This is a genomic window from Flavobacterium pisciphilum (assembly GCF_020905345.1).
GTDB lineage: Bacteria > Bacteroidota > Bacteroidia > Flavobacteriales > Flavobacteriaceae > Flavobacterium > Flavobacterium pisciphilum.
In genome coordinates this window covers 2,120,296-2,147,237 of record NZ_JAJJMO010000001.1, presented here as the reverse complement: position 1 = coordinate 2,147,237, position 26,942 = coordinate 2,120,296, and the positions used below count along the sequence as shown (strand labels likewise).

Here is a 26,942-nt window from a genome sequence, read left to right as displayed (position 1 = left end):
TATGAAGAACAAATTTTTCTCTTATTATGGATTGATTTTAATTCATTTATTAATTGCTTTAGCAGTTTTTGTGTTGCCTTTTTTGTCAAAAATTTATGCTCTTTTACTACCTATATTAGGGTTTTACATTGTTTTTAAAACTAAAAATAGACATAATGAAGTTCTTGTAGTTGCTGCTTATATGGTAGGAGTTGAAGTGTTTTTGAGAATGACAGGAGGTAATTTTAATAATGAGTACATTAAGATTAGTGTTATTTTCTTCATGTTGGTTGGGATGATTTATAGCAGCTTTACAATTAATTCATTTGTGTATTGGCTCTTCTTGGTATTACTAATTCCAGGTGGCTTGATCACTGCTACTACTGATATTTTATCAGTAGATGTAAAGAAAGCTTTGTTTTTTAATCTTTCGGGACCTTTATGTCTAGGAGTTTGTGCGATATATACATTTAATCGAAAAATAACCTTTTCGGAATTGCAGGATATAGTTTTAGCAATGGGATTACCTATTCTTACAACTACTGCTTATTTGTTTTTATATAATCCTAGTGTACAAAGTGTTATTACAGGGACTCAGTCTAATTTTGAAACTTCTGGGGGATTCGGACCTAATCAGGTCTCTACTATATTAGGGTTAGGGATGTTTGTATTTTTTACTCAATTAATTCTTTTCTCGAAATCAAAAAAAATGCTGGTTTTAAACGGAATATTACTTTTAGTTGTTAGTTATCGAGCCATTGTAACCTTCTCTAGAGGAGGTGTAATTACTGGAGTAGTTATGATTGCTATATTACTATTGTTGTTGTATTATTATTCGAGTGCAAAAGTCAGAGGAAAGTTAGCTATGGTATTTGTTATTACTGCGATTATGGGAGCAGGAATTTGGACATATACTTCTATACAAACTTTTGGATTAATAGAGAAACGCTATGCTAATCAAGATGCTGCTGGAAGAGTAAAAAAGGATAGATTAGGAGGAAGGGAGGTGATTATGGATATTGAACTTAAAACTTTTTTTGATAATCCAATAGTAGGAATTGGAGCAGGGTTGGGAAAAGAGTATAGGAAAAAAATTTTTGGAGTAGATGTAGCTTCACATAATGAAATAACACGTATGTTAAGTGAGCATGGTATATTTGGTATATCAGGACTGTTAATACTTTTTTTTATGCCTTTTGTATTGTATTACAATGACCGAAGTAATCTATACTTTTTATCATTTTATGCTTTCTGGTTTTTAACTATTAATCATGCCGCTATGCGAATTGCAGCACCAGCATTTATATATGCATTAACTTTGGTTAGCGTAATTAGGAATAAAACCGATAATTACATAAAAATAAATACTATTTCGGATTAATAATGCCTAACTATTAATTTTATAATACATTTGCTCCTGTAATTTTAAATTTCCCCAAATTTAACTATACAACTTAACTGATTTAATTTAAATGCCTCAAAAAAATAAAATTCATTTTGAAATATCAGAACGGAAAGTCATTCTTAGATTTTTTGATTCTCTTTTTGTCTTAGGTGCTTTATATATTTTGAGTCAGGTGTTTGATTACCGTTATTTTAATATATCAAGTGCTAATTATCATGGAGTAATAGTATTGGTAATTTATCTCAATCTTTTCGGATCCATTTTCGAAATGTATAATTTACAAGTAGCGAGTAATCAATTTCAAATTCTCAAAAGTACTGTTATTGCTGTTTCGACTACGGTTTTGGTTTATTTGTTAACCCCTGTTTTATCGCCAGAATTACCCAAGCAAAGAATTTCGATTATTATATTTTACTTCACTATACTTTTTGTAGTTCTATTTTGGCGTTTCTTCTATGTGTATTTTCTCGCTTCGCACCGTTTCTTTCAAAATGTAGTTTTAATTTGTGATCAAGATCAGTTAGAAGAATTAGTTTTGGGATTGGAGAATGTAGATCCAAATTATAAAATTATTGGATTTGTAAATCTAGATACTTCAAATAAGAATCCGATAGGATATCAATATGTAAAAGAGGTTAAAAAAGAAGATCTGGAAGAGTTTGTTCTCGAAAAAGGAGTTTCAGAAATTGTTATAGCATCGCAAAAGACAGACGGTCTTACTGCTGACTTATACCAGCAATTATTGCATTTACTTGAATCAGGTAAGATAATCAGGGAATATACCCAAGTTTATGAAAGCAAGACACAACGTATTCCAGTGCAATATATAGCGAGAGATTTTTATCGTTTTTTCCCTTTTAGCCGTAGCAATAGCAATAAATTATATTTAGTGGTTGTACGCTTTTTTGAATTTACTTTTTCTTTGTTAGGACTCTTAATCGGGCTGTTCTTAATACCATTTATTCTTATAGGGAATTGTATAGGAAATAGAGGTAAACTTTTTTATACTCAAGAAAGGATAGGAAAGGATGGGGCAGTTTTTAAAATATATAAGTTTCGAACAATGGTGAAAAATTCCGAATCAAAAGGAGTTGCTTTTGCTGCTGCAAATGATGTTCGTGTAACACCTTTTGGAAAAATGATGCGTAAGTCTAGAATTGATGAATTGCCTCAATTTATTAATGTTATAAAAGGAGATATGGCTGTTATAGGACCACGCCCAGAACGTCCTTTTTTTGTAAAAGAGATTGCTCAGGTTATGCCGTTTTATGAAACAAGGCATGTCATAAAGCCGGGGCTTACTGGTTGGGCACAGGTTAACTATTCCTATGGAGAATCAATAGAAGAAAGTTTAATAAAATTACAATATGATTTGTATTATATTAAACACAGAAGTATTTTTCTTGATATGAGTATCACTTTTAAAACTATTACTACTGTTTTATTTTACAGAGGACAATAAATTTATATGATAATAGGAATTGGCTTCTTATTCTTGATAGCTATGCGTACCAAAACAACTCCACTAGTTATTATCAAAGGTAAAACGATAAAGAAAGAAGCTTTATTAATCATAAACAATCCATAAGTAATTAGTAGGATTATATGAATTAGGGATAATCTATAAGTCCATTTCTTATTCTTTATAAGATTAAAAATCAAAAGAAGTAATAAAAGAGGACTGAATAGTAAAATGTTGTAATTGAATTCTAATTCTTTGTGTAAGGAGTAAAATCCGATAAAGACAAAGAATAAACCTAATAACCCCATTATTAAAAGGTAAACTTTATCAACACTTCTTTTATTTATGAAGATGATAAATGCCAATATAATGATATATGAATACCAATTATTCCACCAAGAATGGTTTGGTACTTTATCAAAAGATAAGATAGTTTTTGTTTGTTTAACTAAGGGGTGATTTTGAAAAGATGTCTTGTTTAAACTGGTTTTTAGTTCAAAAGGTAAAAATATTTTTGTACCCAACTCATCTACTTTTTTTCCAAAAATAATACTGATACCTAGTTTCTCATAAAAATGTCCATCAAAATAAGGATAGAGAATTGTTCGATAAGTTTTGTCGGTATCTCCTTTCTTTGTGATTACTGTGCTATTTAAAGATTTGTTAAGGATATCAACGACCATCGAAGTACAGTTTTTATCGATAAATTTATAAGTATAATATCTGTCTTCTGATAGTATTGTTGTATTTAAATTATCAAATAATTTTTGCTTCAGGCTTTCTGGGATATTTAATTCCTGCTCATAAACACTGCGTTTCTCGCTGTTGTATTCATTAATAAAATCTGAGTAAGGATGTACAGTTGCAAAATATTGTAAATCTCCTTTTGTGAATTTTGCAACAAAATTAGGCGTGTTAAAATCAAAGGCGCCATAATTATACACCAAGTCAATAGCATTTATAGAATCTTTGATTCGAATAGCTGTGTGACCAAAAAGAGAGTAGGATTCATTACCAGTTCCACAAGTTAAAACGCTAACTTTAGAATCTTTGGATAATAAAATATTTTGTCCAAAACTATTGTTGATAAGCACAAAAAATAAAAGCAGTAAGAATGTTTTTTTTGATGAATACGTTTTCATAAATGTTTTTTTAATGAATTATCAATACTCTTTTTTATCTTCTAAAGACGCCTAAATCTACTTTAAGCGAGAATATGTTAGAATATAAAGCAACACTTTGATTTCCTAAATCAGTCAAAGCGTAATCAACCTGAATACCTTTATATTTAAAACCTAGTCCTATGTTAGGCTGGAAACCTACTTTTTCAGAATTGTCTAATTGTGTTACATTTTGAAAATTTCCTACTCCAGCTCTTAAAAAAACAAGATCAGTATAACCAAACTCTAATCCTAATGCTGGATCAATGCTTACAAAGTTACTAGAAACAATGTCTTTTGTTCTCTCAAAGCGCATATTCATATTTGTAGCTACCAAAACACTATAATCGTATCTGATTATAAATTTCTTCGCAATACCTAATTGTGCTTTTGGCAATGTGATTTCGGTGCTTTCGGGTAAATCTTGATTTTCTCCCGGAATAGCATTCGAAATTTTTTTGTATTCTTTCTCGTCAATATTCCAAACATTGTAAGTGGTTGTAATGTCACGTAGCATTAAACCAAAATGCCAATCATTTTTTTCAAATTGTAACCCTAGGTCAAATCCAAATCCCCAAGAATTAGCAAACTTACCAATAATACGGCGTATGACTTTTGCATTTACTCCATATTGAAATCCAGGAACAGGTAATTTTCTTGCGTACGAAAAGGTAAAACCATAATCAGCAGTCGAAAAAAGACTAATTCGATTGTAGTCAATATTTCCTTGACTATCGATCAATTCAGTAGTATTTAAAATATCATCTACACCGAAACGTATTAGTGAAATTCCCCATGCACTTTGGTCATCTATTGGACTGGCGTAGCCAATATAATCATATTGTGCGATATTGGCAAAATAATTAGCATGCATTAAAGCGACTTGGTGATCCTCGAGATTGGTTAAACCAGCTGGGTTCCAGTAAACTGAATTTACATCTTTAGTAGATGCTACGACTGCACTCGACATAGCAAGAGCTGCGGCATCAACACCAATGTTCATAAACTCATTAGAGTATTTTCTAACAGATTGGCTGTAATTGGCTGTGTAAACACAGAGTAGTAAAAACAATAAAATTTTCCTCAAGAGCTAATTTTTATAAACCGAAGTCTGTTTAATTTTTATCAAAAATATAATTTTTTACTGAGCTTATTTATTCCTTTCTGTAAATAATGCTAAAGTCTTACTTTTGTGCAAAAAACTCTAATGAAAACGTGCATTCCATTCAGTTATTATAGTAAATTTGTCGTTTATCATACTTAAAATATATTTGCAATGAATATTAAAAAACATGTTCCTAATGCTATTACATTAATTAATCTTTTCTGTGGATGCATAGCTGTTATTTTTGTTTCTAAATTAGATTATGAAATGGCCTTTTATTTTGTTTGTTTAGGGATATTTTTTGATTTTTTTGATGGTTTTTTTGCTCGATTATTTAAAGTGTCTAGCCCATTGGGGTTGCAATTAGACTCGTTGGCTGATATGGTGACTAGTGGAGTTGTACCAGGTTATGTAATGTATAGCTTGTTTGTTAGTAGTTCAAGTTCTCATGATATAATAGGTTCAGAATTTACTCCATTTTTAGGGTTTATCGTTACATTAGGTTCTTGTTATCGATTAGCCAATTTTAATATTGATACCCGCCAAACAGATTCATTTATTGGTTTACCAACTCCTGCAAATGCATTGTTTATCTTAAGTTTACCTTTGGTTTTAAAATTTTCAGATTCATTAATGATTCTTGAAATTCTAACAAATCAATGGATTTTATTAGCGATAGCATTATTTAGTGCTTATATATTAAATGCAGAAATACCTTTGTTTGCATTAAAAATTAAGAAATTCAATTTAAAAGACAATCTCTTGCAAGTTGGGTTCTTAGTATTCTCACTATTACTATTGATTTTCTTTAAATATCTAGGGATCCCATTAGTAATTATCACTTATGTATTATTATCTGTAATAAACAATAACTTCTCTAAAAAGTAGTTTTTTTATTGAATGAAAAGAAAAGTTACTAAAAGAAGGCCAGCTTCAAATCGGAAATCCAAATCAAGCAGTTCATTTGGTAAAGTTTTTAGGTTTCTTATAACATCAATTTTTATTGGTCTTTTTTTAGGAGCCGTCTACCATTATCGTAATGGATTGGCTTATTATTTTAGTTTTAAAACGGATAAAGTTCTTGAAAAAGAAACAGAAGATAAACGTCTTTCAGATGTTAGGAATTTTCAGGTTTTGGCAAATCATAAAGGCAAATCGATTGGTTTGGACGTGTCTGAATACCAAGGAAAAATCAGTTGGTCTTATGTAGATACTTTAGAGAAAAAATACCCTATAGATTTTGTGTTTATTAGAGCTACTGTAGGGAAAGACAGAAAAGATTTTCAGTTTAAACGCAACTGGATAGGAGCCAAAGAGAATAAGACAATTCGTGGTGCGTATCATTATTATCGTCCAAATGAAAACTCAATAGAACAGGCTGACCTCTTTATTAAAACTGTAATACTAGAAAAAGGTGATTTACCTCCTGTTTTGGATATCGAAAGGTTGCCAAAAAATCAATCACTTGATAGTTTAAAAAAGGGATTAAAAAGATGGCTGAATAAGGTGGAAGCCCATTATAAAGTGCGACCAATAATTTATACAGGAGAAAGATATTATGATGATTTCTTAAAAGATGAATTTAGTGATTATCTTTTTTGGATAGCCAATTATAATTTTTATCGAGAAAAAATGGAAGACGAATGGTTGTTTTGGCAATTTACAGAAAAAGCAACGGTGCCAGGTATAAAGCATACTGTTGATGTAAATATCTATAACGGAGATCTACAGCAATTGCAATTTATAACGGTTGATTGATTTTTTGTGAGATGAAAAAAGGGGAATGCAAAAGGAAAATGGTAAAAAATAAACTAACATTTTACTTTTTACCATTCATATTTTACTTTTATTAGAATTCCAACTTCTTCTTACGAAGTTCAAAATTTTGTCCTAGATATACACGACGTACCATTTCATCTTCTACTAATTCTTCAGGTACTCCGGCTTTTAGAATTCCTCCTTCAAACATTAGGTAAGTTTTGTCAGTAATAGCAAGAGTTTCTTGTACGTTGTGGTCGGTAATTAATATTCCGATATTCTTATTTTTTAATTGAGCTACAATTCGCTGAATGTCCTCTACTGCGACAGGGTCAACTCCTGCAAAAGGCTCATCTAATAAGATGAATTTAGGGTCAGTAGCTAGAGCTCGTGCAATTTCGGTACGGCGACGTTCTCCTCCCGAAAGTAAATCTCCTCGGTTGGTACGAATGTGTTCTAGGCTAAATTCTTCAATTAAGCTTTCCATTTTAGCTACTTGTTCCGCTTTTGATAACTTGGTTAATTGTAATACGCTTAATATGTTATCTTCAATGCTTAATTTTCTAAAAACAGATGCTTCTTGAGCCAAATAACCTATTCCGTGTTGTGCTCTTTTGTACATAGGAAAATCGGTAATATTTAAATCATCAAGATAAATATTTCCCGAGTTAGGCTTTACCAGTCCTACAATCATGTAAAATGAAGTGGTTTTTCCAGCACCATTCGGACCTAAAAGACCAACTATTTCTCCTTGATTTACTTCAACAGAAATACCTTTTACTACACTACGGCCTTTGTAAGTTTTGATTAAATTATCGGCTCTTAATTTCATTTTTTTACTTTAATCGTTTAAACGATTGATTCGTTTAATCGCTACAAATTAACGAATAAACGAATCAACAAATAAATCTATTAACAATTATTTAGTTTCTTCTAGTGCTTCCCAGAATTCATAAGCTCTACGTAAGTGAGGGACAACAATTGTACCGCCAACTAAGGTTGCAATTCCCATTGCTTCCATCATTTCCTCTTTGGTAACACCTTCTTTAAAGCTAGTTTCAAGATGGTATTTTACACAATCATCACAACGTAAAACTGCTGATGCGACTAAGCCTAAAAGTTCTTTTGTTTTAACATCAAGCGCTCCAGCTGCGTATGCATTTGTGTCTAAGTTGAAAATTCGTTTTACAATTTTGTTATTATCAGCTAATAATTTCTCGTTCATTTTAGAACGATAGTCGTTAAATTCTTGAATGATATCAGACATTTTCTTCTTTGTTTTTGTTTCTGTATACAAGTACCGAAATAAAGATACTCAATTCATATATTAATAACATTGGTACTGCTACAATTGTCTGACTCACAACATCTGGTGGAGTTACAATTGCTGCTACAATTAAAATTATGATTACGGCATATTTCCAGTATTTTCTTAAAAAACGAGGAGTAACAAGTCCTAATTTGGTAAGGAAATAAATGATAATTGGTAGTTCAAAGAAAAGTCCACCGGCAAGAATACTTGTTTTTACCATTCCAATATAAGACTCTAGTGTAAATTGATTTTTTACAATATCACTTACTGTAAAAGTAGCTACGAAATTTACCGACATTGGTATTACTACATAATAGCCGAAAATTACACCTAGAAAGAAAAGTAATGAGGAAATAAAAATAAATACTTTGGCGTTCTTGCGCTCTTTTTCATACAATGCAGGGCTAATGAATTTCCATATTTCCCATAAGATGTAGGGGAAACTTAAGATGAATCCTGCTAAGATACACATCCATACAAAAACGTTTACCTGTCCTTCCATTTGTGTATTCTGAATGATGAAAGGCATTTCGGTAATACAAATGTTCTCTGCAAATCCTAGTTTGTGTGATAATTCACAAAAAAATTGATAGGTAAAGAACGTTGGTCTTGTCGGTCCGAAAATTATAACATCGAATAAGTAATCACTTATAAAATAAGTTATAAAAGCCATTACTATTATGGCAACTGTACTTCTAACTAATAACCATCTTAGCTCTTCAAGATGGTCTAAAAACGACATTTCGCCTAGGTTTTTCTTTTTTGTCATTATACGATTCCTTCTTTTAAAATGTCATGTAAGTGTAGTACGCCTTTGTATTCTCCATTGTCAGAAACGATTAATTGTGTTATCGAAAAATCTTCTAAAATGTTTAAGGCGTCGACAGCCATCGTGTCTGATGATACCATCTTTGGGTTTTTGGTCATAATGTCTATTGCAGTTAAATCGGCAAAAGAATCTCTGTCGTTTAGCATTCGTCGAATATCACCATCAGTAATGATTCCGATTATTTTGTCGTTCTCTACAACTGCGGTTACCCCTAGTCGCTTTTCTGATATTTCAAATATAACTTTTTTGATTGAAGAATCGGGGGCTACAGTTGGTTTTAACGAATGTTCAATCATGTCTTTTACGCGAAGTAAAAGTTTTTTTCCTAATGCTCCTCCTGGGTGGTATACAGCGAAGTCTTCTGGTTTGAAATCACGCATTTCCATTAAACAAACCGCAAGAGCATCTCCCATTACTAGTTGGGCAGTAGTGCTATTAGTTGGGGCTAGGTTTATTGGGCAAGCTTCCATGTCAACGGTGGTGTTCAGGACATGATCACTTCCTTTTGCTAAAAAAGAAGTCGTATTTCCTGTTATGGCAATTAGTATATTGCCAAAACGTTTTAAAAGAGGAACTAAAACTTTGATTTCTGGACTATTACCACTTTTAGAGATGCAAATAATAACATCTTCATTTTGAATCATTCCTAAATCTCCGTGAATTGCTTCAGACGCGTGAAGGAATAAAGAAGGTGTTCCAGTAGAATTAAAAGTAGCAACCATTTTTTGTGCAATAATTGCGCTTTTTCCTATTCCGGTGACTACTAATCGACCTTTTGTTTCGTATATCTGTTGAACGGCTTGAGTGAAATTTTCATCTAAAAAATTAACTAGCTTTGCAACTGCCTCACTTTCAGATAGTATTGTTTTTTTAGCGATAGCTAATATATTTTCTTTTGTTATCAAAACAGAATAGTTAAAATTTGTAAGTGTAAAAGAAAGTTGTATCTTTATTGATGCAAATTTATACAAAATACCATAAAATAAAGAATGAATTCAAACGAAATTGAAATACATAAAGAATTAAAGAAGTATTTCGGCTTTAGCCAATTTAAGGGATTGCAGGAGGAGGTTATAAAAAGTATACTCGATAAAAAAAATACTTTTGTTATAATGCCTACCGGAGGAGGAAAATCACTCTGTTATCAATTGCCCGCTTTAATTCAGGAAGGAACAGCAATAGTTGTATCTCCTTTGATTGCTTTGATGAAAAATCAGGTTGACGCGATTCGGAGTCTTTCTTCAGAAAACGGAATTGCTCACGTTCTGAATTCTTCACTTACCAAAACAGAAATTGCCCAAGTAAAAAAGGACATTACTTCTGGTTTGACAAAATTATTATATGTTGCACCAGAATCATTAACTAAAGAAGAATATGTGCAATTTCTTCAAAATGTACCTATTTCATTTGTAGCTATAGATGAAGCCCATTGTATTTCAGAATGGGGACATGATTTTAGACCTGAATATAGAAATTTAAAACATATTATTAAACAGTTGGGTGATGTGCCGATTATTGGACTTACCGCAACTGCTACCCCAAAAGTTCAAGAAGATATTTTAAAAAATCTTGACATGTCTGACGCTAATACTTTCAAAGCGTCGTTTAATAGACCAAATTTATACTACGAAGTTCGTACGAAAACCAAAAATATAGAATCGGATATTATTCGTTTTATAAAGCAACATAAAGGAAAATCGGGAATTATATATTGTTTAAGCCGTAAAAAAGTAGAAGCAATTGCCGAAGTTTTACAAGTAAATGGTATCAGTGCTGTTCCTTATCATGCAGGATTAGATGCTAAAACAAGAGCAAAACATCAGGATATGTTCCTTATGGAAGATGTAGATGTTGTTGTGGCGACTATTGCCTTTGGGATGGGGATAGATAAACCTGATGTTCGTTTCGTAATACATCATGATATTCCAAAATCACTTGAAAGTTATTACCAAGAAACTGGTCGTGCAGGTCGTGACGGTGGAGAAGGACATTGTTTGGCATATTACTCGTATAAAGATGTAGAGAAATTAGAAAAGTTTATGTCAGGGAAACCAGTTGCTGAACAAGAAATTGGTTTTGCTTTATTACAAGAAGTAGTGGCTTATGCTGAAACATCAATGTCGCGTAGAAAGTTCTTACTTCATTATTTCGGAGAGGAATTTGATAGCGAAACAGGTGAAGGTGCAGATATGGATGACAATGTTCGTAATCCAAAAACTAAAATTGAAGCGAAAGATCAAGTAGTGAAATTGTTGGAGATTGTAAGAGATACAAAACATATCTACAAATCCAAAGAAATAGTATTTACTTTAATAGGACGTGTAAATGCTGTTATAAAAGCACATAGAACAGATTCGCAGTCTTACTTCGGGTCAGGTTCGGATCAGGATGAAAAATATTGGATGGCCTTACTTCGTCAAGTATTAGTAGCCGGATATTTATCAAAAGATATAGAAACATACGGAGTTATAAAAATCACCAAAGCGGGATTAGATTTTATTAAAAAACCAGTTTCGTTTATGATGTCTGAGGATCATGAATATAACGAAAATGAAGATGAAGCAATAGTAACAGCATCAAAATCGGGAGGTACTGCCGATGAGGTTTTGATGGGGATGTTACGTGAACTACGAAAAAAAGTAGCTAAGAAATTAGGCGTTCCTCCATTTGTGGTATTTCAGGATCCATCACTTGAGGATATGGCTTTAAAATATCCAATTTCTATTGCTGAATTGTATAATATACATGGAGTAGGAGAAGGAAAAGCGAAAAAATACGGAGGAGATTTTGTAGCCTTAATAAATAGGTATGTTGAAGAAAATGATATTATACGTCCAGATGATTTGGTTGTAAAATCTACTGGAGTTAATTCAGTAAATAAATTATACATTATCCAGAACATTGATCGTAAATTATCACTTAATGATATTGCTTCAGCAAAAGGACTTTCGATGGATGCTTTGATTAAGGAAATGGAGCAAATCGTTTATTCAGGAACTAAACTTAATATTAAATATTGGGTTGATGATATGCTGGATGATGATCAGCAAGAAGAAATTCACGAATACTTCATGGAATCAGAATCAGATAAAATAGAAGATGCTCTCAAAGAATTTGATGGAGAGTATGATATAGATGAATTACGCTTAATGCGAATAAAATTTATTAGCGAAGTAGCTAATTAAAAGTTTATAGTCACAGTTTTCAGTTTTTAATATTGCTGAAAACTGTGATTGAAAACTAATTTTCAGGAAATACTTCTCCGCGGTGTGGTTTTAAAGCATCACGAACCTGAATCATATTTTCATCGGTTACAACCATGTAAGCAATAGCATACATATCGTTAAGGATTGTAAAACCAGTTATATTTAAAGGAAGCTTTTCTATAGCAATGAATTCTTTTAAATGAATTTCATGGTGTTCAGCTGTTTTTGCGGATGCTGGACCACGAAAATCCCAAATTAATTTTATTTTTCTTGACATTTATTTTTAGATCAGAGTTGAAAGTAACAAAGGTACAAAGTCTATTTTAAAAAATGGATGCTTGATAACAGAACAAATTCCACTTCAAAATACTATTTTTGCATTCTGTTTTTCGTATAAATGATTAACATATTCAATCAGAAATATATAATGCCAAGAGAACTTTTACTTCAAGTATCGCCCGAAATAGCCGCAAATGAGTTGTTGCTAAAAGAACATTTGTCGAAACAAATTAAGGTTTCTCCAAAGGAAATTCAACATGTATCTATTTTAAAGCGTTCTATTGATGCCCGTCAGAAAGCAATAAAAATCAATTTGAAAGTAGCAATTTATTTGCAAAATGAGGTTTTTCAACCAGCTAAATTTCAAATTCCAGATTATAAAAATGTATCAGGAACACAGGAAGTAATTGTTGTAGGGGCAGGTCCTGCAGGTCTTTTTGCAGCTTTGCAATTAATAGAGTTAGGTTTAAAACCAATAGTTCTCGAAAGAGGAAAAGATGTTCGAGGCCGTCGAAGAGATTTGAAAGCAATAAATACGGAGCATTTTGTAAATGAAGATTCTAATTATTGTTTTGGAGAAGGAGGAGCAGGTACTTACTCTGACGGGAAATTATATACTCGTTCAAAAAAACGTGGCGATGTAACTAGAATTTTAGAGTTGTTGGTTGCCTTTGGTGCTTCAGATGATATTTTGATAGAAGCACATCCACATATTGGAACTAATAAGTTGCCAAAGATTATTCAGGATATTAGAGAGAAAATTATCGAATGCGGTGGTCAGGTTTTATTTGAAACTAGAGTGACTGATATTCTTGTAAAAAATAATGAAGTTCAAGGAGTCGTAACTCAAAAGGGAGATACTATTAATGCTAATAAATTGATATTGGCAACAGGACATTCTGCCCGTGACATTTTTGAGTTATTAGATAAAAAGAAAATTTTTATCGAAGCCAAACCTTTTGCATTAGGGGTAAGAGCAGAACATCCACAATCTTTAATAGATAGTATTCAGTATAGCTGTGATTATCGTGGCGAACATTTGCCTCCAGCACCATATTCTATTGTGAAGCAAGTGGGAGGAAGAGGAATGTATTCTTTTTGTATGTGTCCGGGAGGTGTGATAGCGCCATGTGCAACAAGTCCAGGAGAAGTAGTTACTAATGGTTGGTCGCCATCTAAAAGGGATCAAGCTACAGCAAATTCTGGAATTGTAATCGAATTAAAATTAGAAGATTTTAAACCGTTTGCTAAATTTGGAGCTTTAGCGGGAATGGAATTTCAGAAAAGTATTGAGCAAAAAGCGTGGCATTTAGCAGGGGAAACTCAAAAAGTTCCTGCACAAAGAATGGTCGATTTTACTCAAAATAAAGTTTCATCAGATATTCCTAAAACATCCTATGTTCCAGGAACTACTTCTGTAGAAATGGGACAGGTGTTTCCTGGATTTTTATCTCAAATATTACGCGAAGGTTTTTCTGAATTTGGTAAATCTATGCGTGGTTATTTAACCAACGAAGCAATTCTTCATGCTCCAGAAAGTAGAACTTCATCTCCAGTACGTATTCCTAGAGACTCAGTAACTTATGAGCATTTGCAAATAAAAGGACTTTATCCTTGCGGTGAAGGAGCAGGTTACGCAGGTGGGATTATTTCAGCAGCTATAGATGGTGAAAAATGTGCTTTAATGATTGCTGAAGCATTAAAATAATTTATTTAGACTTTTTATTGCAGTAAAAATAGTGTTATTTTAGTTGCTTTAAGTGAGTGGTTGTAATTCTAGAATACAGCTTAATCACTAGCAATTTATTAAATATATATCATGACACTATTAGATGTTGAAACAAAATATGGATTCGTATATCCAGCTATCTATAAAGAACTCTCTTTGGGAGAAATGCTTAATGTTGGAGAGTATGGCCCCAATTGGTACACTACAGTTTATCCAAAATTAAAAGAAAATCCTCCTTTGTTATTGCATTCTTATGATTTTGAATTGCTCAATACAAAAGATGTCAATGAGGCGATAGAAGAGCTTTTGGATCCAGAAGATTATCGTCAAATAAAAGAAGAATTCAAATTTATACCTTTCGGTCAGAGTGGTGCAGGAGATCATTATTGTTTCTTTTTGAGTGAAGAAAGTAATGGTGATATGCCTATTGTTTTCGTTTGGCATGATGCAAATGAGGTAAATTATCTTGCAAAGAACTTACAGGATTTTATTTTTAGAATGCTTCTAGTTGATATGTCTGATCAAGATGTTTATAACAATGTAACTGATGAAGCATTTAGGGATAATCTAGAAAGGGTTCTTAAAACTCATAAAAAATACCTGACAAATAAGCAAAATGATGTTTTGCAAAATGTATTCAGTCGAGAAATCATTGACTATGAAATTGTATTACCAAGAGCCAAAGAAGCTAAAAGAGGATTATTAACGGATATTGAATTAAAACAGTTATTAAATGAAGTTATCCCATTTGATAAAATGGATCTTAGTTTTGAATATTCGAAGGAATAATAACTGCAAGCTTTAATAATTAAAATATATAATAAATTCGATGAAAGATTTTTTTTCTAATTTTTTTAATAGAAATAACGACCCAAAATCAATAGTCTCTTTTGATGTTATAAATTCAATTTACTCTTATTTATATAATGAGGTAAGTAGTGTTGATTTTAAAATGAAAGGAGTTCATGATACTGTTTCTGTTAAGTTTTATTCGTTTCCAAGTTCATTCGATCATGAAGAAGGGAGGGGTGAAATTAAGAAAAGCGGTTTTAATAATGCATACGAAGTTTTAAATGAATTGTACAAAAAAGTTGATATTGGAGTGCTTTCTGAGGAAAGTATGCAGGCTGAATTAGAGTACGATTATATTCATATTCAATTTTATTCTGAGCCAACGCCAGAAATGAAAAAACATCTGAAGCATATACTGCATAATTTTATTATTTTCTTTTGTTGTACCAATAGTCTTGAAACAAATGATTTTAAAATGTTGTATACAAATAATTATTTTTTTGATTATACAAGAGGGTTATTGGATTCTGAGAGTGTTGATATGGCAAATCCTAAAAATGAAATTCAAAGAATAGGATTTAAAAACTTTGAAACCATTTTACAGGGGATTTGTCAATATATGAATATTGAATTGCCTAAAAGTGTTGTTTTGCCATCTTCAGAAAACTTGATGCTTGACGAGGTTGCTGTTGGGGATTTTAAAGAATTCTTGATGTTAATTTCTAGGGGGGATATTGATGAAGAACTGCTTGAAAATCAGTCTCAGATTCTTTTTGATAATTTTGGAAATGAAGAAGATGAGTATGATTGTGAAGATGAATTTGATTTTTTTGAAGGAGTAAATTGTTGGCATAGTGATTGGAAATTTGATCCTGAAGATGCCAAATGGTTTGTGTCTGAAATGCTTGGTGAGGATTTCAGTTTTGAATATCCAGAAGAGACGTATAGTCATGATTTGTTTCCTTATATCCAAACAGAATTGGCTAAACAAAATTTAGAGCTTATGAGTTATGATACAAAAGGAGATAGTTATTTGTTTTTTATTGCTAACAAAAACGAAGTCTCAAGGATTTTAGAGTTATCGGAAATTGTTGAAATGGGAATTGATAAATTATAAAATAAAAAACCGCTTTATAAAGCGGTTTTTTATTGAGGTGTAATTATGGAACCAGAATTATTTTTCCAGTACTTTTTCGGCTCTCAAGGTAGTCATGTGCTTGTTTTCCGTCAGATAGTCTAAAAGAAGTTGGTTCTGAAAGTGAAATTTTACCTTCAGTAATCCATGTGAATAGCTGATTGGCTCTTTTTATTCTTTCTTCTCTAGTGGTTAGGTAGCTCCATAAATCTCCGCCAGTTAGAGTTTTAGAAGTATCCATGAGCATTCTTGGATCTACAAACTCTGGATCTCCACCAGCCATTCCAAAAAATACTACTTGACCACAGTTTTTGGTTACTTCGAAACTCTCATTTAAAGTGCTTCCGATGCTGTCGTAAACGACATCTGCACCAGTTGGTATAATATTAAGTATTGAAGTCTTCCAGTCGTCGTTGTATAAAAAGACATGGTCTGCTCCTTGTTCAATAGCAACTTTTGCTTTATCGATAGATGAGGTCAAACCAATTACAGCTGCACCCAAAAGTTTGCTTATTTGAGTTAAGAATTGTCCAACTCCACCAGCTACAGCATGAATGATTACAGTTTCACCTTTTAATGTTTTGTGACTATCAGTGGCTAGGTAATGTGCTGTTAGTCCTTGTAGTAGAATAGAAGCACCGGTTTTAAAATCAATTGCTTCAGGTAACGGAATTACATGATTTATATTGACAGCAACAAGTTCTGCATTTGCAAAAGGAACGTCAGCAAAAGCAACTCTGTCTCCAATTTTGAATTCGGAATGATTATTTGTGTTTACGACAACTCCAGAACCTTCGTAACCCGCTATAAAAGGAGGGTTTCCTTTAAGGTGATAATTTCCTTTTCGGCGATATACATCGGCAAAGTTTAGCCCAATTGCTTTCATTTCGACTAAGATCTCATCGTTTTTTAATTGTGGATTAGGAATATCAATGTATTCAAGTACATCAGAATTGCCAAAAGTAGAAAAAGTTAATGCTTTCATTTTTATTTAATTGTAGCTGTAAAATGCTAATGAGGGAAGATGTTTTTGGTTATAGTTTTTGTAAGTTGATTTCGTTGAATTTGCTTTTTTGAGAAGCTAGTCTTTCAATATCTTGCCATTTTCTAGGGGAATCTATAGATAGGTTTTCGTAAGAGTCTTTTTTTATAAGAATGTCATCTTCTATGCGCACACCAATATTCCACCATTTTTTGTCACACTTACTATTTGCAGGAATGTAAATTCCTGGTTCAACTGTAATAATCATATTTTCTTTAAGGAGACTTGTAGATCCACTGTAATTGCCTTTGTCGTGGACATCTAGGCCTAAGAAATGAGAACATCCGTGTGGGTAATAAGTTTTTACTTCCTTCAGTTCTTTGATAATTCCTAGTTGTAGTAAACCTTTTGCTAGAACTTCTGTAGCTTTTTTGTTTAAATCGGCTAGGGGAGTTCCCTCTTTGCAAATTTTAAAAACTTCTTCTTGGGCATCATAAACCAATTGATAAATGGCTTTTTGTTCTTCAGTAAATTTCCCGTTAGCAGGAATAGTTCGGGTAACATCAGCAGAGTATCCATGATACTCAGATCCTACATCCATTAATAACAATTGATTGTCGATTTTGATGCTATTATTTTCGTTATAGTGTAAAATGCATCCATTTGCTCCTGCTCCCACAATTGGAGGGTATCCTTCACCTTCGGCTCCGTATTTTCGGTGAATATAAGCGTGAATTCCTTCAGCTTCATTTTCGCTCATGTCAGGAGTAATAGCTTTCATGACTTCATTGTGTGCAATGCAGGAAAGTTTAACAGATTTACGCATTAAATTAATTTCTTCAGGAGTTTTTATTTCTCGAAGTGTTGCCGTGATATTTTCAAATAATAGTAAAGAGGTTATATCTTCATTAATAATTGATGCTTTTGTTTTAAAAGCTTGTAGCAACCCAAAAAGATCAAAGCCACTTGCGTCTTTTTCAATGTCGGTTGGAATTTTATCATAAATTAGTTTGTCAAATTTTTTAAAGTCGATATCAAAATCTTTAAAGTCTTTTCCGTTATAAACAGTCGGGAATCCTAATTTAGATTTTGCTCCATCAATGCCTAAGCGTCTTCCAGTCCACATTTCATGAGCTGCATTTCTTTCTCTAACAAAAAGCAATTCATTATAAATAGTTTCGCCACTTCCTTGTGTTTCTTTAAAGAGTAATAAAACAGCATCAGGCTCTTTATAACCGCTTAAGTAATATAAATCAGGATTTTGATGAAAATTATAATTAATATCTCTAGAAAACTTCCTCTCGGGATAGGAAAAGATTATGGCTACAGAATTTATAGGCATTAAATTTCTAAAAGTATCTCTTCTGTCTTTGTGGAATTCTTTTGAAAGGTAATCAGTAGGTAAATTTTCCTGAGCATTATTTTGGTTAAAAAACAATAAGAATAAAAGAGATAGGAGTGTATGCTTCATTTCTTCTTGGTTTAGTTAAAAGGTTAAGGCCCTTGTAGATTGATGCAAATTACAAAAAAAATGCCTTTGATTTTTAAAATAAAAAAGCCACTTATAAAACAAGTGGCCTAGTGAATTAATAATTATTTCTTTTTTAATTTGTCTTTAAAGACTTTTTCAAACTTTTCTATTTTTGGTTGGATTACCATTTTGCAATAGGGTTGATTTTTATTATTGTCATAATAATTTTGATGATAGTCCTCGGCTTTATAGAATTTAGTAAATGGTTCTACAGCGGTTACTATGGGAGTGTTGTATATGTTTGCTTTTGTTAATGCGTTTATAATGTTTTTTGCTGCATTTTTTTGTTCTTCATTTTTGTAAAAAATTACGGAACGATATTGGCTGCCTACATCAGCACCTTGTCTGTTTAAGGTTGTGGGATCATGTACAGTAAAAAAGACTTTAAATATTTCATCAAGATTTGTTATGTTTTTATCGTATGTAATTTGGACCACTTCAGCAAATCCAGTTCTTCCAGTCGATACTTCTTCATAGCTTGGATTCGTTGTTTTTCCTCCCGAAAAACCTGACACGACAGATTTTACTCCATTCAAATTTTCGTAAACTGCTTCTACGCACCAATAACATCCTCCACCAAGTGTGATAGTGTCGTAATTGGGTTGTTTTTTTGCTTGCCCAAATCCATTAAATGATAGGATTAAAAGACTAATTAAAATTGTATTTTTCATAGTATTATTTATTATCAGGTATAAAATCAAGGGCAATAGAGTTCATGCAATATCTTTTTCCAGTTGGTGGTGGTCCATCATCAAATAGATGTCCTAAATGTCCACCGCATCTCCCGCAAAGTACCTCAGTTCTTTCCATCCCTATAGAGTTGTCTTGTTTGTATGTTACACTTTTTTTGTTTTCTTGCTCAAAAAAACTTGGCCAACCACAGCTACTTGCGAATTTAGCGCCTGATCGAAAAAGTTTGTTTCCACATGAAGCGCAATAATAAGTTCCTTTTTCATCGGTCTTCCAATATTTTCCTGTAAAAGGTCTTTCAGTATCGGCTTTTCTCATTACAGCATAAACATCATCAGGAAGTACTTTTTTCCATTGTGCATCCGTAAGGTTTAGTTTTGTAGTGTCAGTATTTGAGTAGTACGGATTATCAGGTTTACTGATTTTATTTTCCATAGGATTTGTTTTTACTGATGTATATTGCTCTTTTTTGTTCTGTCCACAGGCTTGAAAGACAAATAATGGCAGCAAAAATAGTAAGCTTAAGTATTGGGCTCTTGTTTTCATAATTAATTGATTTTGTACTGTAAAAGTAAGATGTATCTAATAGTTAAATTGTCGTGTACTTTACAAATGAATGTGTATTTAAGTAAGTTTTAACTATTGTTATTTACGTATAAAATGTAATTTTAGTTTTAAAATGAAAGACTACTGCTTGCAGGTCTTTAATGTGTTCATAATCATGATATAAAGTTAGAATTTTAGTGAATGTAAGGCTCGTTAAACTTTTCACAAACTTTTTCTAGGCTTTAAAGCAATTTCTTTTTTCGTATTTTTGTGTGTTTAATACCAATTATGATAGAAGAAAACGTAATATTAGTTAATCAAAATGATGAGCAAATAGGTTTGATGCCTAAAATGGAAGCTCATGAAAAAGCGGTTTTACATCGTGCATTTTCAGTTTTTGTTTTAAATGATAATAATGAAATTATGTTGCAGCAACGAGCACATCATAAATATCATTCTCCATTACTTTGGACCAATACATGTTGTAGTCATCAGCGTGAAGGAGAAACTAATATCGAAGCAGGAAGTCGAAGATTGTTTGAGGAAATGGGATTTAAAACCCCACTTAAAGAGCTTTTCCACTTTATATATAAGGCTCCTTTTGATAACGGGTTGACAGAGCATGAACTGGATCACGTTATGATTGGACGTTATAATGAAGTGCCTACAATAAATCCAGAAGAAGTAGAAGCTTGGAAGTGGATGAAAATCGAAGATGTAAAGACAGATATGCAATTACATCCAGAAATTTACACCGTTTGGTTCAAGATAATTTTTGACGAGTTCTATCATTTTCTAGAAGACCATAAAATTTAAACCAAAACCTACATGAGAGTAACAATATCAAGAAAGGCACATTTTAATGCTGCCCATCGACTGTATAGAAAAGATTGGACTGCTGAGAAAAATGATGCCGTTTTTGGGAAATGTAATAATCCCAATTTTCATGGTCATAATTATGACTTAACAGTTAGTGTTACTGGAGAAGTAGACCCTGAAACAGGTTTTGTGATAGATGTGAAAATATTGGCAGATATTATATATCAAGAAGTCGAATTACCATTTGATCATAAGAATCTTAATCTTGATGTACTTGAATTTCAAGATTTAAATCCAACTGCAGAGCATATTGCAGTGGTGATTTGGAATAAAATTAGAAAAAAAATAAATCCCGATTTTGATTTAGAAATCGTGTTATATGAAACTGCTCGTAATTTTGTAACCTATAAAGGAGAATAAAATGTCATTAAAAGTAGGAGATATTATCCCGAATTTTATAGCTAAAGATGCTAATGGAGAGGTGTTTGAAAGTAAAGATGTGCTTGGTCGTAAACCTTTGGTTATTTATTTTTATCCTAAAGATAATACACCAGGTTGTACAACAGAGGCCTGTAGTTTTAGAGATCAATACGAAGATTTTGTGGCTTTGGGAGCCGAAGTAATTGGTGTAAGTAGTGATAGTGTTGATTCTCATCAGAAATTTTCTAATAAACACCATTTGCCTTTTGTGCTTCTTTCAGATGCCGATAAAAGAATAAGAACCCTTTTTGGGGTGCCTTCAGGATTGCTTGGATTACTACCAGGAAGAGTGACTTATGTTGTTGATAAAAATGGAGTTATAATTCTGATTTATGATAGTATGGTTGCTGCCAAACATATTCCTAAGGCACTTGAAGCAATTAAAGAATTAGTATCAATTTAAAAGTATAGTATTGTACAAGCTTCATTAGATAAGTGAGTTTGTATAAAAAACAAATAATATAGATGAGTCTACAGTTATATCCTCTACAGTTTGAGCCAATCTTAAAAGATAGAATTTGGGGTGGAGAAAAATTAAAAACAGTTCTTAATAAGCCAATCACTTCTAAAATTACTGGCGAAAGTTGGGAATTGTCCACCGTTGAAGGGGATGTTAGTGTTGTTGCAAACGGAAGTCTGAAAGGAAAAGCGCTTACAGCTATAATAGAGGAGTTGCCAAATGAAATTTTGGGAACAAAAGTTTATGAACGATTTGGAAAACAATTTCCATTGCTTTTTAAATACCTTGATGCTCGAGAAGATCTTTCGATACAGGTACATCCTAATGATGAATTAGCAAAGAAACGTCATGGTTCTTTCGGTAAGACTGAAATGTGGTATGTTATGCAAGCAGATACTGATGCAAGGATAATTGTTGGTTTTAAAGAAGATTCAAGTAAAGAAGAATATCTGGAAAATCTAAATAATAATTCATTAGTCTCTATTCTTGATGATGTAAAAGTTAAGTCAGGAGATGTTTTTTTTCTGGAAACAGGAACAGTTCATGCTATAGGAGCAGGGTTAGTAGTTGCAGAAATTCAACAAACATCAGATATTACGTATCGTTTGTATGATTTTGATAGAGTAGATGCACAAGGAAATAAAAGAGAATTGCATGTAGATTTGGCATTGGACGCAATTAATTATAATAAGGTAGATACTTATAAGAAATATGATAAAAAACCAAACGAATCTAATGTTGTGGTTGATTGTTCTTATTTTACCACAAATTTTATTCCGTTAGATGGTCAGGTTGAGGTAAGTAAAAATGGAGAAACCTTTACTGTATATATGTGTATTGAGGGGGCTTTTGAAATAGAATACAATGGAAATAAATCAACATATATAAAAGGAGATACAGTATTGATTCCAGCAGCTATGAATGAGTTCATTCTCAATGGAAAAGCTTCTATTTTAGAAATTTACATTTCATAGCAAGTAATAGAAAGATTATGTGTACTTTTGCAAACGCAAATTAAAATTAAAATAAAATGGCAAACGTTAAGAATTTAAAGAAAGACATCAACTACGTTTTAGGAGATATTATTGAAGCAGTTTACTTATTTGAAATTTCTACTACAGGAAAACCAACTACAGAAACTAATGCTTTAATCGATGAAGCTATTGCTGCTTTTGATACTTTGATCACAAAAGTGAACACAAAGAACGTAGAAAATAAAAAAGCACACTTCAAACAAATTAATGTTGAATTGGAAGAAACTGCTAATCAATTGATTGCTAAAATCAACGAATTGTAGTCAGAAAAAACGATAAAAAAGTGCAAATTTATTTTGGTAAAACGAAAAACAGCTTTATATTTGCACCCGTAATGAGTCGCCAGCGTAGCTCAGTTGGCTAGAGCAGCTGATTTGTAATCAGCAGGTCGTGGGTTCGAGTCCCTCCGCCGGCTCAACATAAAACCATCCTTTTTAGGGTGGTTTTTTTATTTTAAAAAAAGTGTAAATTTGTTTTGGAAAATCAAAAAAACAGTTATATATTTGCACCCGTAATGAGTCGCCAGCGTAGCTCAGTTGGCTAGAGCAGCTGATTTGTAATCAGCAGGTCGTGGGTTCGAGTCCCTCCGCCGGCTCAGAGTTAAAACCATCATAGAAATATGATGGTTTTTTTTTGTGCTATACTCAATTAGTCGTTATTATTATCTTCTGTTTTTTTGTTCAGCTGACGTGATTGAGCTCAAGATCTAAAATTGTGCATTTATATGAGAAATTGAGAGCTAATCTATACCAAGATGAATTTGGGTTTCTTGTAGTTCTAAAATAAGCCTTAAAAGCTTTTATTTAGGATATGGAGGAAAAACTATTGGATGCGCTTGTTTTGTTGATTAAATAAGTAGAGAATGCGTCGGTAGGATATGTGGTACTGTTTAAGCTTTAATTTTTATTGGTAAATCGAAATGTGGTGATGTTTTTGATTTCATGCATTTCTTAAAATGTCTTTTTAAGCTGTATCGTTTGTAGAGTCCAATTTGAAAAGCAAAAAAAAATCCTGTTTTAATAAAAACAGGATTAATATAATTGTAATAGTGTGGGTATGTTTATTGTTGCTTTTTCATTTTAGTAACATACTCAGTCAGTTTTTTACCATAAAGAGATTGGGCTACTTTTGGAGTCATTGATTTCTGAATTGTGTCCAAGTATTTAATGTTGATGTCATATATCTCAGATAAGGCGATATAAGGTGCTATTTCGTAATCTTTGTGGTTAATGGCAAAGTTTGTAGCGTATAGGTATTTTCGTTTGATATTAGACTCTTGTTTTTCGTTTATACTGTCTAATGTTTTTTGGTTATTGTCTTTTATTGCTTTAAATCTTAATGCAACAAGATCAAGATTTGAATCATTAAAACGAGAGTTTATTTTTCGGTAATCTTCGTATAATTCTTGATTTTTTGATCCAGTAATTTTAGCACTAGCAAGATAAGTATCTAAATTTGTGTCTATGTTGATGTTACCTGGTTCAGCAAAAAATAATATGTTGTTATCTAATGAATTACTTACTCCTCGATCTAGAGATAGGTAAAGCATTTCTGGTGATTTTAATTCGATGTTAGTTTCGAAAGCAGAATTACCATCGATTTTAATGCTGTCAATTGCAACTAGTGATGTATCGACAACTCTTTGTATGTATAGGATTCCGTTTTTTAATCCTTTAATATTTCCTGTAATATGCAAATTGGTTTTTGATTCGTTTTTGCTGCATGAAGCTAAAAGAACAAGGGTAACGAATGCAAGAATAGTTTTTTTCATTGTTTATAGATTTTGGTGCAAAATAAAGAAAATAGTTTTAAAAAAAACATTGCTAAACTTTTAATTTATAAAAAAATCCCAATCTATTTCTAAATTGGGATTTTCTTGTTTTTATTTCTTATTATCCTTTTAACCAAGCATTTCTAAGGGCTTGTTTGGAGTTGTCGGTTGCTTTAAAAGTGTTTTTTTCTTCGTAAGGAAATTTAACTACTCCCTTTAAAGTTAAATCCTTGCCATTGCGTTTTATCTTAACTGTTATCGGGTCATTTTCTTTCCATGATTGACTTTCGGTAATCATATCGTATATGTTTACTAATGAATATGGCTTTTCGTTAATAGACAAAATGTAGTCACCTCCTCTTAGATCAAGAGCTTTGAAAAAAGGATTTAATTCAATTTCTGGTATAACCATGATTTCTTTAGTCTCAGGATTTATAGTGATGTATGGAACCTGTCCTTTTAAGAAAATTGTTCCAGGAACTTTTTCTACAGCTTTAGTTACGCCAACTTTGGCTAAGTAAGTGTCATAAGGTATTGGTGTTGTTCCTGCGACGTAAGTGTCTAGAAATGCTCCAACTTCAGGATATGTTAATTGAGTGATTTTGGCAAAAAGCTCACTGTCATTAAATGGCTTTGTGATACCGTATTCATCAGATAATTTATGCATTAGGTCTAAAATTCCTCTTTGACCATTGCTTTTTTCTCTAATAATAATGTCGATACACATACCAATAAGCGCTCCTTTTTCATAAACATTTAAGTACTGATCCTTGTAAGGTTGTTTTAACACGTTGGCACTCATTTTAGTAAATGACATGGTGTCGTTCATTGCTTTTGCATGTTCAACTTTCTCTGCAATGCGAGTGTAAAATTCAGTTTCGTCAATTAAACCTTGGTTGATTTGAAAAAGATTTGCAAAATATTCGGTAACACCTTCATACATCCATAAATGTTCAGACATCTTTGGCGCATTATAATCAAAATATTGAATTTCTTTTGAGTGAATGGTTAGAGGAGTTACAATATGAAAGAATTCATGTGAAACTACGTCTTTCATTGATTTTATTAATTCATCCTTAGGCATCATTTCAGGTAAAACAACAGTTGTTACAGTAGGATGTTCTAATGCTCCAAATCCATGTGCGTCATCTGGTTTCATCGTTGATAAATACAATAAAACAGTATATTTTTTAGTTGAATTTATTTTTCCTAAAAAGTTTTTCTGAGCTGTCATTATTGTTTTCATCTCTGGAGTGATACTCTCGGCAGTAAATTTTCCTGTTGGAGAATAAACAGCTATTTGTATTTCCATTCCATTTACATCAAAAGAGGTGTAGTCAGGTTTAGAATACATAATTGGATTTTCTACCAGAAGAGCATAGTGTGATGTTGTAAAAACATCACTAGTGTTGCTAGCGTCTTCATCAGTCATTGAAGTCGCTCCCCAAAGTGTTGTTGGATGAGCAATAGTAACTTTATATGGAACGTCTAGTTTGTCTTGGAAATAACCAACAAAACCATGTGTATTTATCATGAAATTAACATCAGCGTCGATATTGGTACCTGCTGGAGAAAAAACATCATCATTGCCAAAACCTGTTCCTTTTTCAGTATCAAAAGTATCGTTAACTAAATAGGTAATTGTTTTTAATGCCTTTGCATTAGTAATTGACCAAGTATTCTCGTCAGTTTTATTTACTGTAAGTAGAGCTCCTTTTGAATCGTAAGCTTTTAAATCCTCAATGAACCTACCGTAATTGTCCTCCGAATATGTTCCGGGAACTGTTTTAGGGATGCTGTAAGTTACTTCATCTGTAGTGATTTTTGGTGCTGTAACTGTAACGAGGACTTTGTCGTTTTTTACATCGGTAAGGTTGATGTTAACTCCAACTTCTTGTTTTGTAGGTATACTGCTAGTTGAACTAGCTGTTTTACAGCCTATAAGTGCAGCTACTAATGCTAATGTGACTATTATTTTTTTCATTACTTATGAGTTTATTTTTACTATAGGTCTTTATAGACTGAAAAAAGTTACAAAAAACGGTCTAGTTTTATTTATATGTGTAAAAAAAAACTCCTGTTTGTCAGGAGTTTTATGGTTAGTCCAATTTGTTCTTTATGTAATATTTACCATCCAAATCTTCATCAAAATCATCTATTTTAACGGGCTTTGGTTTAGGTTTGTTAGCAATAGCTTTCTTTTTCCACATTTCAAATTTCTCTGCGGGCATTTTCTTTTTCATTATTTCTAAAACCTCTTTTTCAGCCAATCCAAATTCTTTTTTGATAATTTCAAAAGGATTCTTTTCTTCTAGGGCTAATGTAACAAGTTTTTCTGTTTGTTCCCAGTTCAATTCTTTACGGTTACTCTTTTTCATCACGTGAAAATTAATTCAAATAGGGGTTAATGATTAATAATAGATTGATTTTCAATTTAGATATCAATATTAATGAAAAAAATAATTACTTCATCGCTTA

At 32.2% G+C, this 26,942-nt stretch carries 27 protein-coding genes and 2 tRNA genes; 15 read left to right on the top strand and 14 right to left on the bottom strand.

Annotated elements, in window-relative coordinates:
- Position 1: 1 nt before the first annotated feature.
- Both LNQ49_RS08835 and LNQ49_RS08830 read left to right on the top strand, forming a co-directional pair.
- Positions 2-1,360, top strand: a complete 1,359-nt coding sequence (locus tag LNQ49_RS08835; RefSeq protein ID WP_229988354.1) for an O-antigen ligase family protein — start codon at positions 2-4, stop codon at positions 1,358-1,360.
- A 91-nt stretch (positions 1,361-1,451) separates the two neighbouring features.
- Complete coding sequence (locus LNQ49_RS08830; protein WP_229988352.1) at positions 1,452-2,846, top strand: exopolysaccharide biosynthesis polyprenyl glycosylphosphotransferase; 1,395 nt, start codon at positions 1,452-1,454, stop codon at positions 2,844-2,846.
- A gap of 2 nt (positions 2,847-2,848) precedes the next feature.
- On the opposite strand, the gene LNQ49_RS08825 is transcribed toward LNQ49_RS08830, so the two are convergent.
- Positions 2,849-3,988: a lipoprotein N-acyltransferase Lnb domain-containing protein gene (locus tag LNQ49_RS08825; RefSeq protein WP_229988350.1), complete on the bottom strand. Its 1,140-nt coding sequence runs from the start codon at positions 3,986-3,988 to the stop codon at positions 2,849-2,851.
- Positions 3,989-4,022: 34 nt separating this feature from the next.
- Positions 4,023-5,093, bottom strand: a complete 1,071-nt coding sequence (locus tag LNQ49_RS08820; RefSeq protein ID WP_487313309.1) for a putative type IX sorting system protein PorV2 — start codon at positions 5,091-5,093, stop codon at positions 4,023-4,025.
- A 189-nt stretch (positions 5,094-5,282) separates the two neighbouring features.
- On the opposite strand from LNQ49_RS08820, the gene LNQ49_RS08815 reads away from it, so the two are divergent.
- Both LNQ49_RS08815 and LNQ49_RS08810 read left to right on the top strand, forming a co-directional pair.
- A complete protein-coding gene (locus LNQ49_RS08815) occupies positions 5,283-5,999 on the top strand; it encodes a CDP-alcohol phosphatidyltransferase family protein (protein WP_229988348.1) in 717 nt (238 codons plus the stop codon).
- A gap of 12 nt (positions 6,000-6,011) precedes the next feature.
- Complete coding sequence (locus tag LNQ49_RS08810) at positions 6,012-6,869, top strand: glycoside hydrolase family 25 protein (protein ID WP_229988346.1); 858 nt, start codon at positions 6,012-6,014, stop codon at positions 6,867-6,869.
- Positions 6,870-6,960: 91 nt separating this feature from the next.
- Here the strand turns inward: LNQ49_RS08810 and lptB are convergent, their stop codons facing one another.
- The 4 genes from lptB to LNQ49_RS08790 all read right to left on the bottom strand — a co-directional run bounded on the left by lptB (position 6,961) and on the right by LNQ49_RS08790 (position 9,915).
- Complete coding sequence (lptB, locus tag LNQ49_RS08805) at positions 6,961-7,701, bottom strand: LPS export ABC transporter ATP-binding protein (protein ID WP_229988344.1); 741 nt, start codon at positions 7,699-7,701, stop codon at positions 6,961-6,963.
- Between the two features lie 87 nt (positions 7,702-7,788).
- On the bottom strand, positions 7,789-8,136 hold the full coding sequence (locus LNQ49_RS08800) for a carboxymuconolactone decarboxylase family protein (RefSeq protein WP_035619476.1): 348 nt from the start codon (positions 8,134-8,136) through the stop codon (positions 7,789-7,791).
- The gene (gene tatC, locus LNQ49_RS08795; RefSeq protein ID WP_428978351.1) at positions 8,129-8,923 is read right to left on the bottom strand and encodes a twin-arginine translocase subunit TatC; all 795 of its coding nucleotides are present in this window, start codon (positions 8,921-8,923) and stop codon (positions 8,129-8,131) included. The genes LNQ49_RS08800 and tatC overlap by 8 nt, the downstream gene beginning before the upstream one ends.
- Positions 8,924-8,949: 26 nt before the next feature.
- Entirely contained in the window at positions 8,950-9,915 is a 966-nt protein-coding gene (locus tag LNQ49_RS08790; protein ID WP_229988341.1) for a KpsF/GutQ family sugar-phosphate isomerase, read from the bottom strand.
- Positions 9,916-9,999: 84 nt separating this feature from the next.
- Between LNQ49_RS08790 and recQ the strand changes: the two genes are divergently transcribed.
- The gene (gene recQ / locus LNQ49_RS08785) at positions 10,000-12,195 is read left to right on the top strand and encodes a DNA helicase RecQ (protein WP_229988339.1); all 2,196 of its coding nucleotides are present in this window, start codon (positions 10,000-10,002) and stop codon (positions 12,193-12,195) included.
- A 55-nt stretch (positions 12,196-12,250) separates the two neighbouring features.
- On the opposite strand, the gene LNQ49_RS08780 is transcribed toward recQ, so the two are convergent.
- On the bottom strand, positions 12,251-12,493 hold the full coding sequence (locus LNQ49_RS08780) for a hypothetical protein (RefSeq protein WP_229988336.1): 243 nt from the start codon (positions 12,491-12,493) through the stop codon (positions 12,251-12,253).
- Between the two features lie 150 nt (positions 12,494-12,643).
- Between LNQ49_RS08780 and LNQ49_RS08775 the strand changes: the two genes are divergently transcribed.
- The 3 genes from LNQ49_RS08775 (at position 12,644) to LNQ49_RS08765 (ending at position 16,133) form a co-directional block, all read left to right on the top strand.
- Positions 12,644-14,203: an NAD(P)/FAD-dependent oxidoreductase gene (locus LNQ49_RS08775; protein ID WP_229988335.1), complete on the top strand. Its 1,560-nt coding sequence runs from the start codon at positions 12,644-12,646 to the stop codon at positions 14,201-14,203.
- A 111-nt stretch (positions 14,204-14,314) separates the two neighbouring features.
- Positions 14,315-15,013: an SMI1/KNR4 family protein gene (locus tag LNQ49_RS08770; protein ID WP_229988333.1), complete on the top strand. Its 699-nt coding sequence runs from the start codon at positions 14,315-14,317 to the stop codon at positions 15,011-15,013.
- A gap of 40 nt (positions 15,014-15,053) precedes the next feature.
- A complete protein-coding gene (locus tag LNQ49_RS08765; protein ID WP_229988331.1) occupies positions 15,054-16,133 on the top strand; it encodes a DUF6630 family protein in 1,080 nt (359 codons plus the stop codon).
- 43 nt (positions 16,134-16,176) lie between these two features.
- Here the strand turns inward: LNQ49_RS08765 and LNQ49_RS08760 are convergent, their stop codons facing one another.
- From LNQ49_RS08760 to msrB, 4 genes are all read right to left on the bottom strand, one after another.
- Positions 16,177-17,136, bottom strand: coding sequence for a quinone oxidoreductase family protein (locus LNQ49_RS08760; RefSeq protein WP_229988329.1), 960 nt, complete (start codon positions 17,134-17,136; stop codon positions 16,177-16,179).
- A gap of 49 nt (positions 17,137-17,185) precedes the next feature.
- Positions 17,186-18,604, bottom strand: a complete 1,419-nt coding sequence (locus LNQ49_RS08755; protein WP_229988324.1) for an aminopeptidase P family protein — start codon at positions 18,602-18,604, stop codon at positions 17,186-17,188.
- A gap of 122 nt (positions 18,605-18,726) precedes the next feature.
- Positions 18,727-19,335, bottom strand: coding sequence for a peptide-methionine (S)-S-oxide reductase MsrA (gene msrA, locus LNQ49_RS08750; RefSeq protein ID WP_229988319.1), 609 nt, complete (start codon positions 19,333-19,335; stop codon positions 18,727-18,729).
- 4 nt (positions 19,336-19,339) lie between these two features.
- Positions 19,340-19,900 carry a peptide-methionine (R)-S-oxide reductase MsrB gene (msrB, locus tag LNQ49_RS08745; protein ID WP_229988314.1) on the bottom strand — a complete coding sequence of 187 codons (561 nt, stop codon included), beginning with the start codon at positions 19,898-19,900 and terminating at the stop codon, positions 19,340-19,342.
- A gap of 288 nt (positions 19,901-20,188) precedes the next feature.
- On the opposite strand from msrB, the gene idi reads away from it, so the two are divergent.
- The 7 genes from idi (at position 20,189) to LNQ49_RS08710 (ending at position 23,288) form a co-directional block, all read left to right on the top strand.
- Positions 20,189-20,716 carry an isopentenyl-diphosphate Delta-isomerase gene (gene idi, locus LNQ49_RS08740; RefSeq protein ID WP_229988311.1) on the top strand — a complete coding sequence of 176 codons (528 nt, stop codon included), beginning with the start codon at positions 20,189-20,191 and terminating at the stop codon, positions 20,714-20,716.
- Positions 20,717-20,728: 12 nt separating this feature from the next.
- Positions 20,729-21,139, top strand: a complete 411-nt coding sequence (locus LNQ49_RS08735; protein ID WP_229988310.1) for a 6-pyruvoyl trahydropterin synthase family protein — start codon at positions 20,729-20,731, stop codon at positions 21,137-21,139.
- A gap of 1 nt (position 21,140) precedes the next feature.
- Complete coding sequence (locus tag LNQ49_RS08730; RefSeq protein ID WP_229988308.1) at positions 21,141-21,602, top strand: peroxiredoxin; 462 nt, start codon at positions 21,141-21,143, stop codon at positions 21,600-21,602.
- A gap of 62 nt (positions 21,603-21,664) precedes the next feature.
- Positions 21,665-22,633, top strand: coding sequence for a type I phosphomannose isomerase catalytic subunit (locus tag LNQ49_RS08725; protein WP_229988306.1), 969 nt, complete (start codon positions 21,665-21,667; stop codon positions 22,631-22,633).
- 56 nt (positions 22,634-22,689) lie between these two features.
- Positions 22,690-22,956 carry a hypothetical protein gene (locus LNQ49_RS08720; RefSeq protein ID WP_229988304.1) on the top strand — a complete coding sequence of 89 codons (267 nt, stop codon included), beginning with the start codon at positions 22,690-22,692 and terminating at the stop codon, positions 22,954-22,956.
- A gap of 78 nt (positions 22,957-23,034) precedes the next feature.
- Positions 23,035-23,108: transfer RNA gene (locus LNQ49_RS08715), tRNA-Thr, on the top strand.
- A 106-nt stretch (positions 23,109-23,214) separates the two neighbouring features.
- Positions 23,215-23,288: transfer RNA gene (locus LNQ49_RS08710), tRNA-Thr, on the top strand.
- A 465-nt stretch (positions 23,289-23,753) separates the two neighbouring features.
- Here the strand turns inward: LNQ49_RS08710 and LNQ49_RS08705 are convergent.
- From LNQ49_RS08705 to LNQ49_RS08695, 3 genes are all read right to left on the bottom strand, one after another.
- Positions 23,754-24,464 (bottom strand): DUF4369 domain-containing protein, encoded by a 711-nt coding sequence (locus LNQ49_RS08705; protein ID WP_229988302.1) that lies wholly within the window; start codon positions 24,462-24,464, stop codon positions 23,754-23,756.
- Between the two features lie 121 nt (positions 24,465-24,585).
- Positions 24,586-26,448 (bottom strand): M61 family metallopeptidase, encoded by a 1,863-nt coding sequence (locus tag LNQ49_RS08700; RefSeq protein WP_229988300.1) that lies wholly within the window; start codon positions 26,446-26,448, stop codon positions 24,586-24,588.
- A gap of 115 nt (positions 26,449-26,563) precedes the next feature.
- Complete coding sequence (locus LNQ49_RS08695) at positions 26,564-26,842, bottom strand: DUF2805 domain-containing protein (protein WP_039111648.1); 279 nt, start codon at positions 26,840-26,842, stop codon at positions 26,564-26,566.
- Between the last annotated feature and the right edge of the window lie 100 nt (positions 26,843-26,942).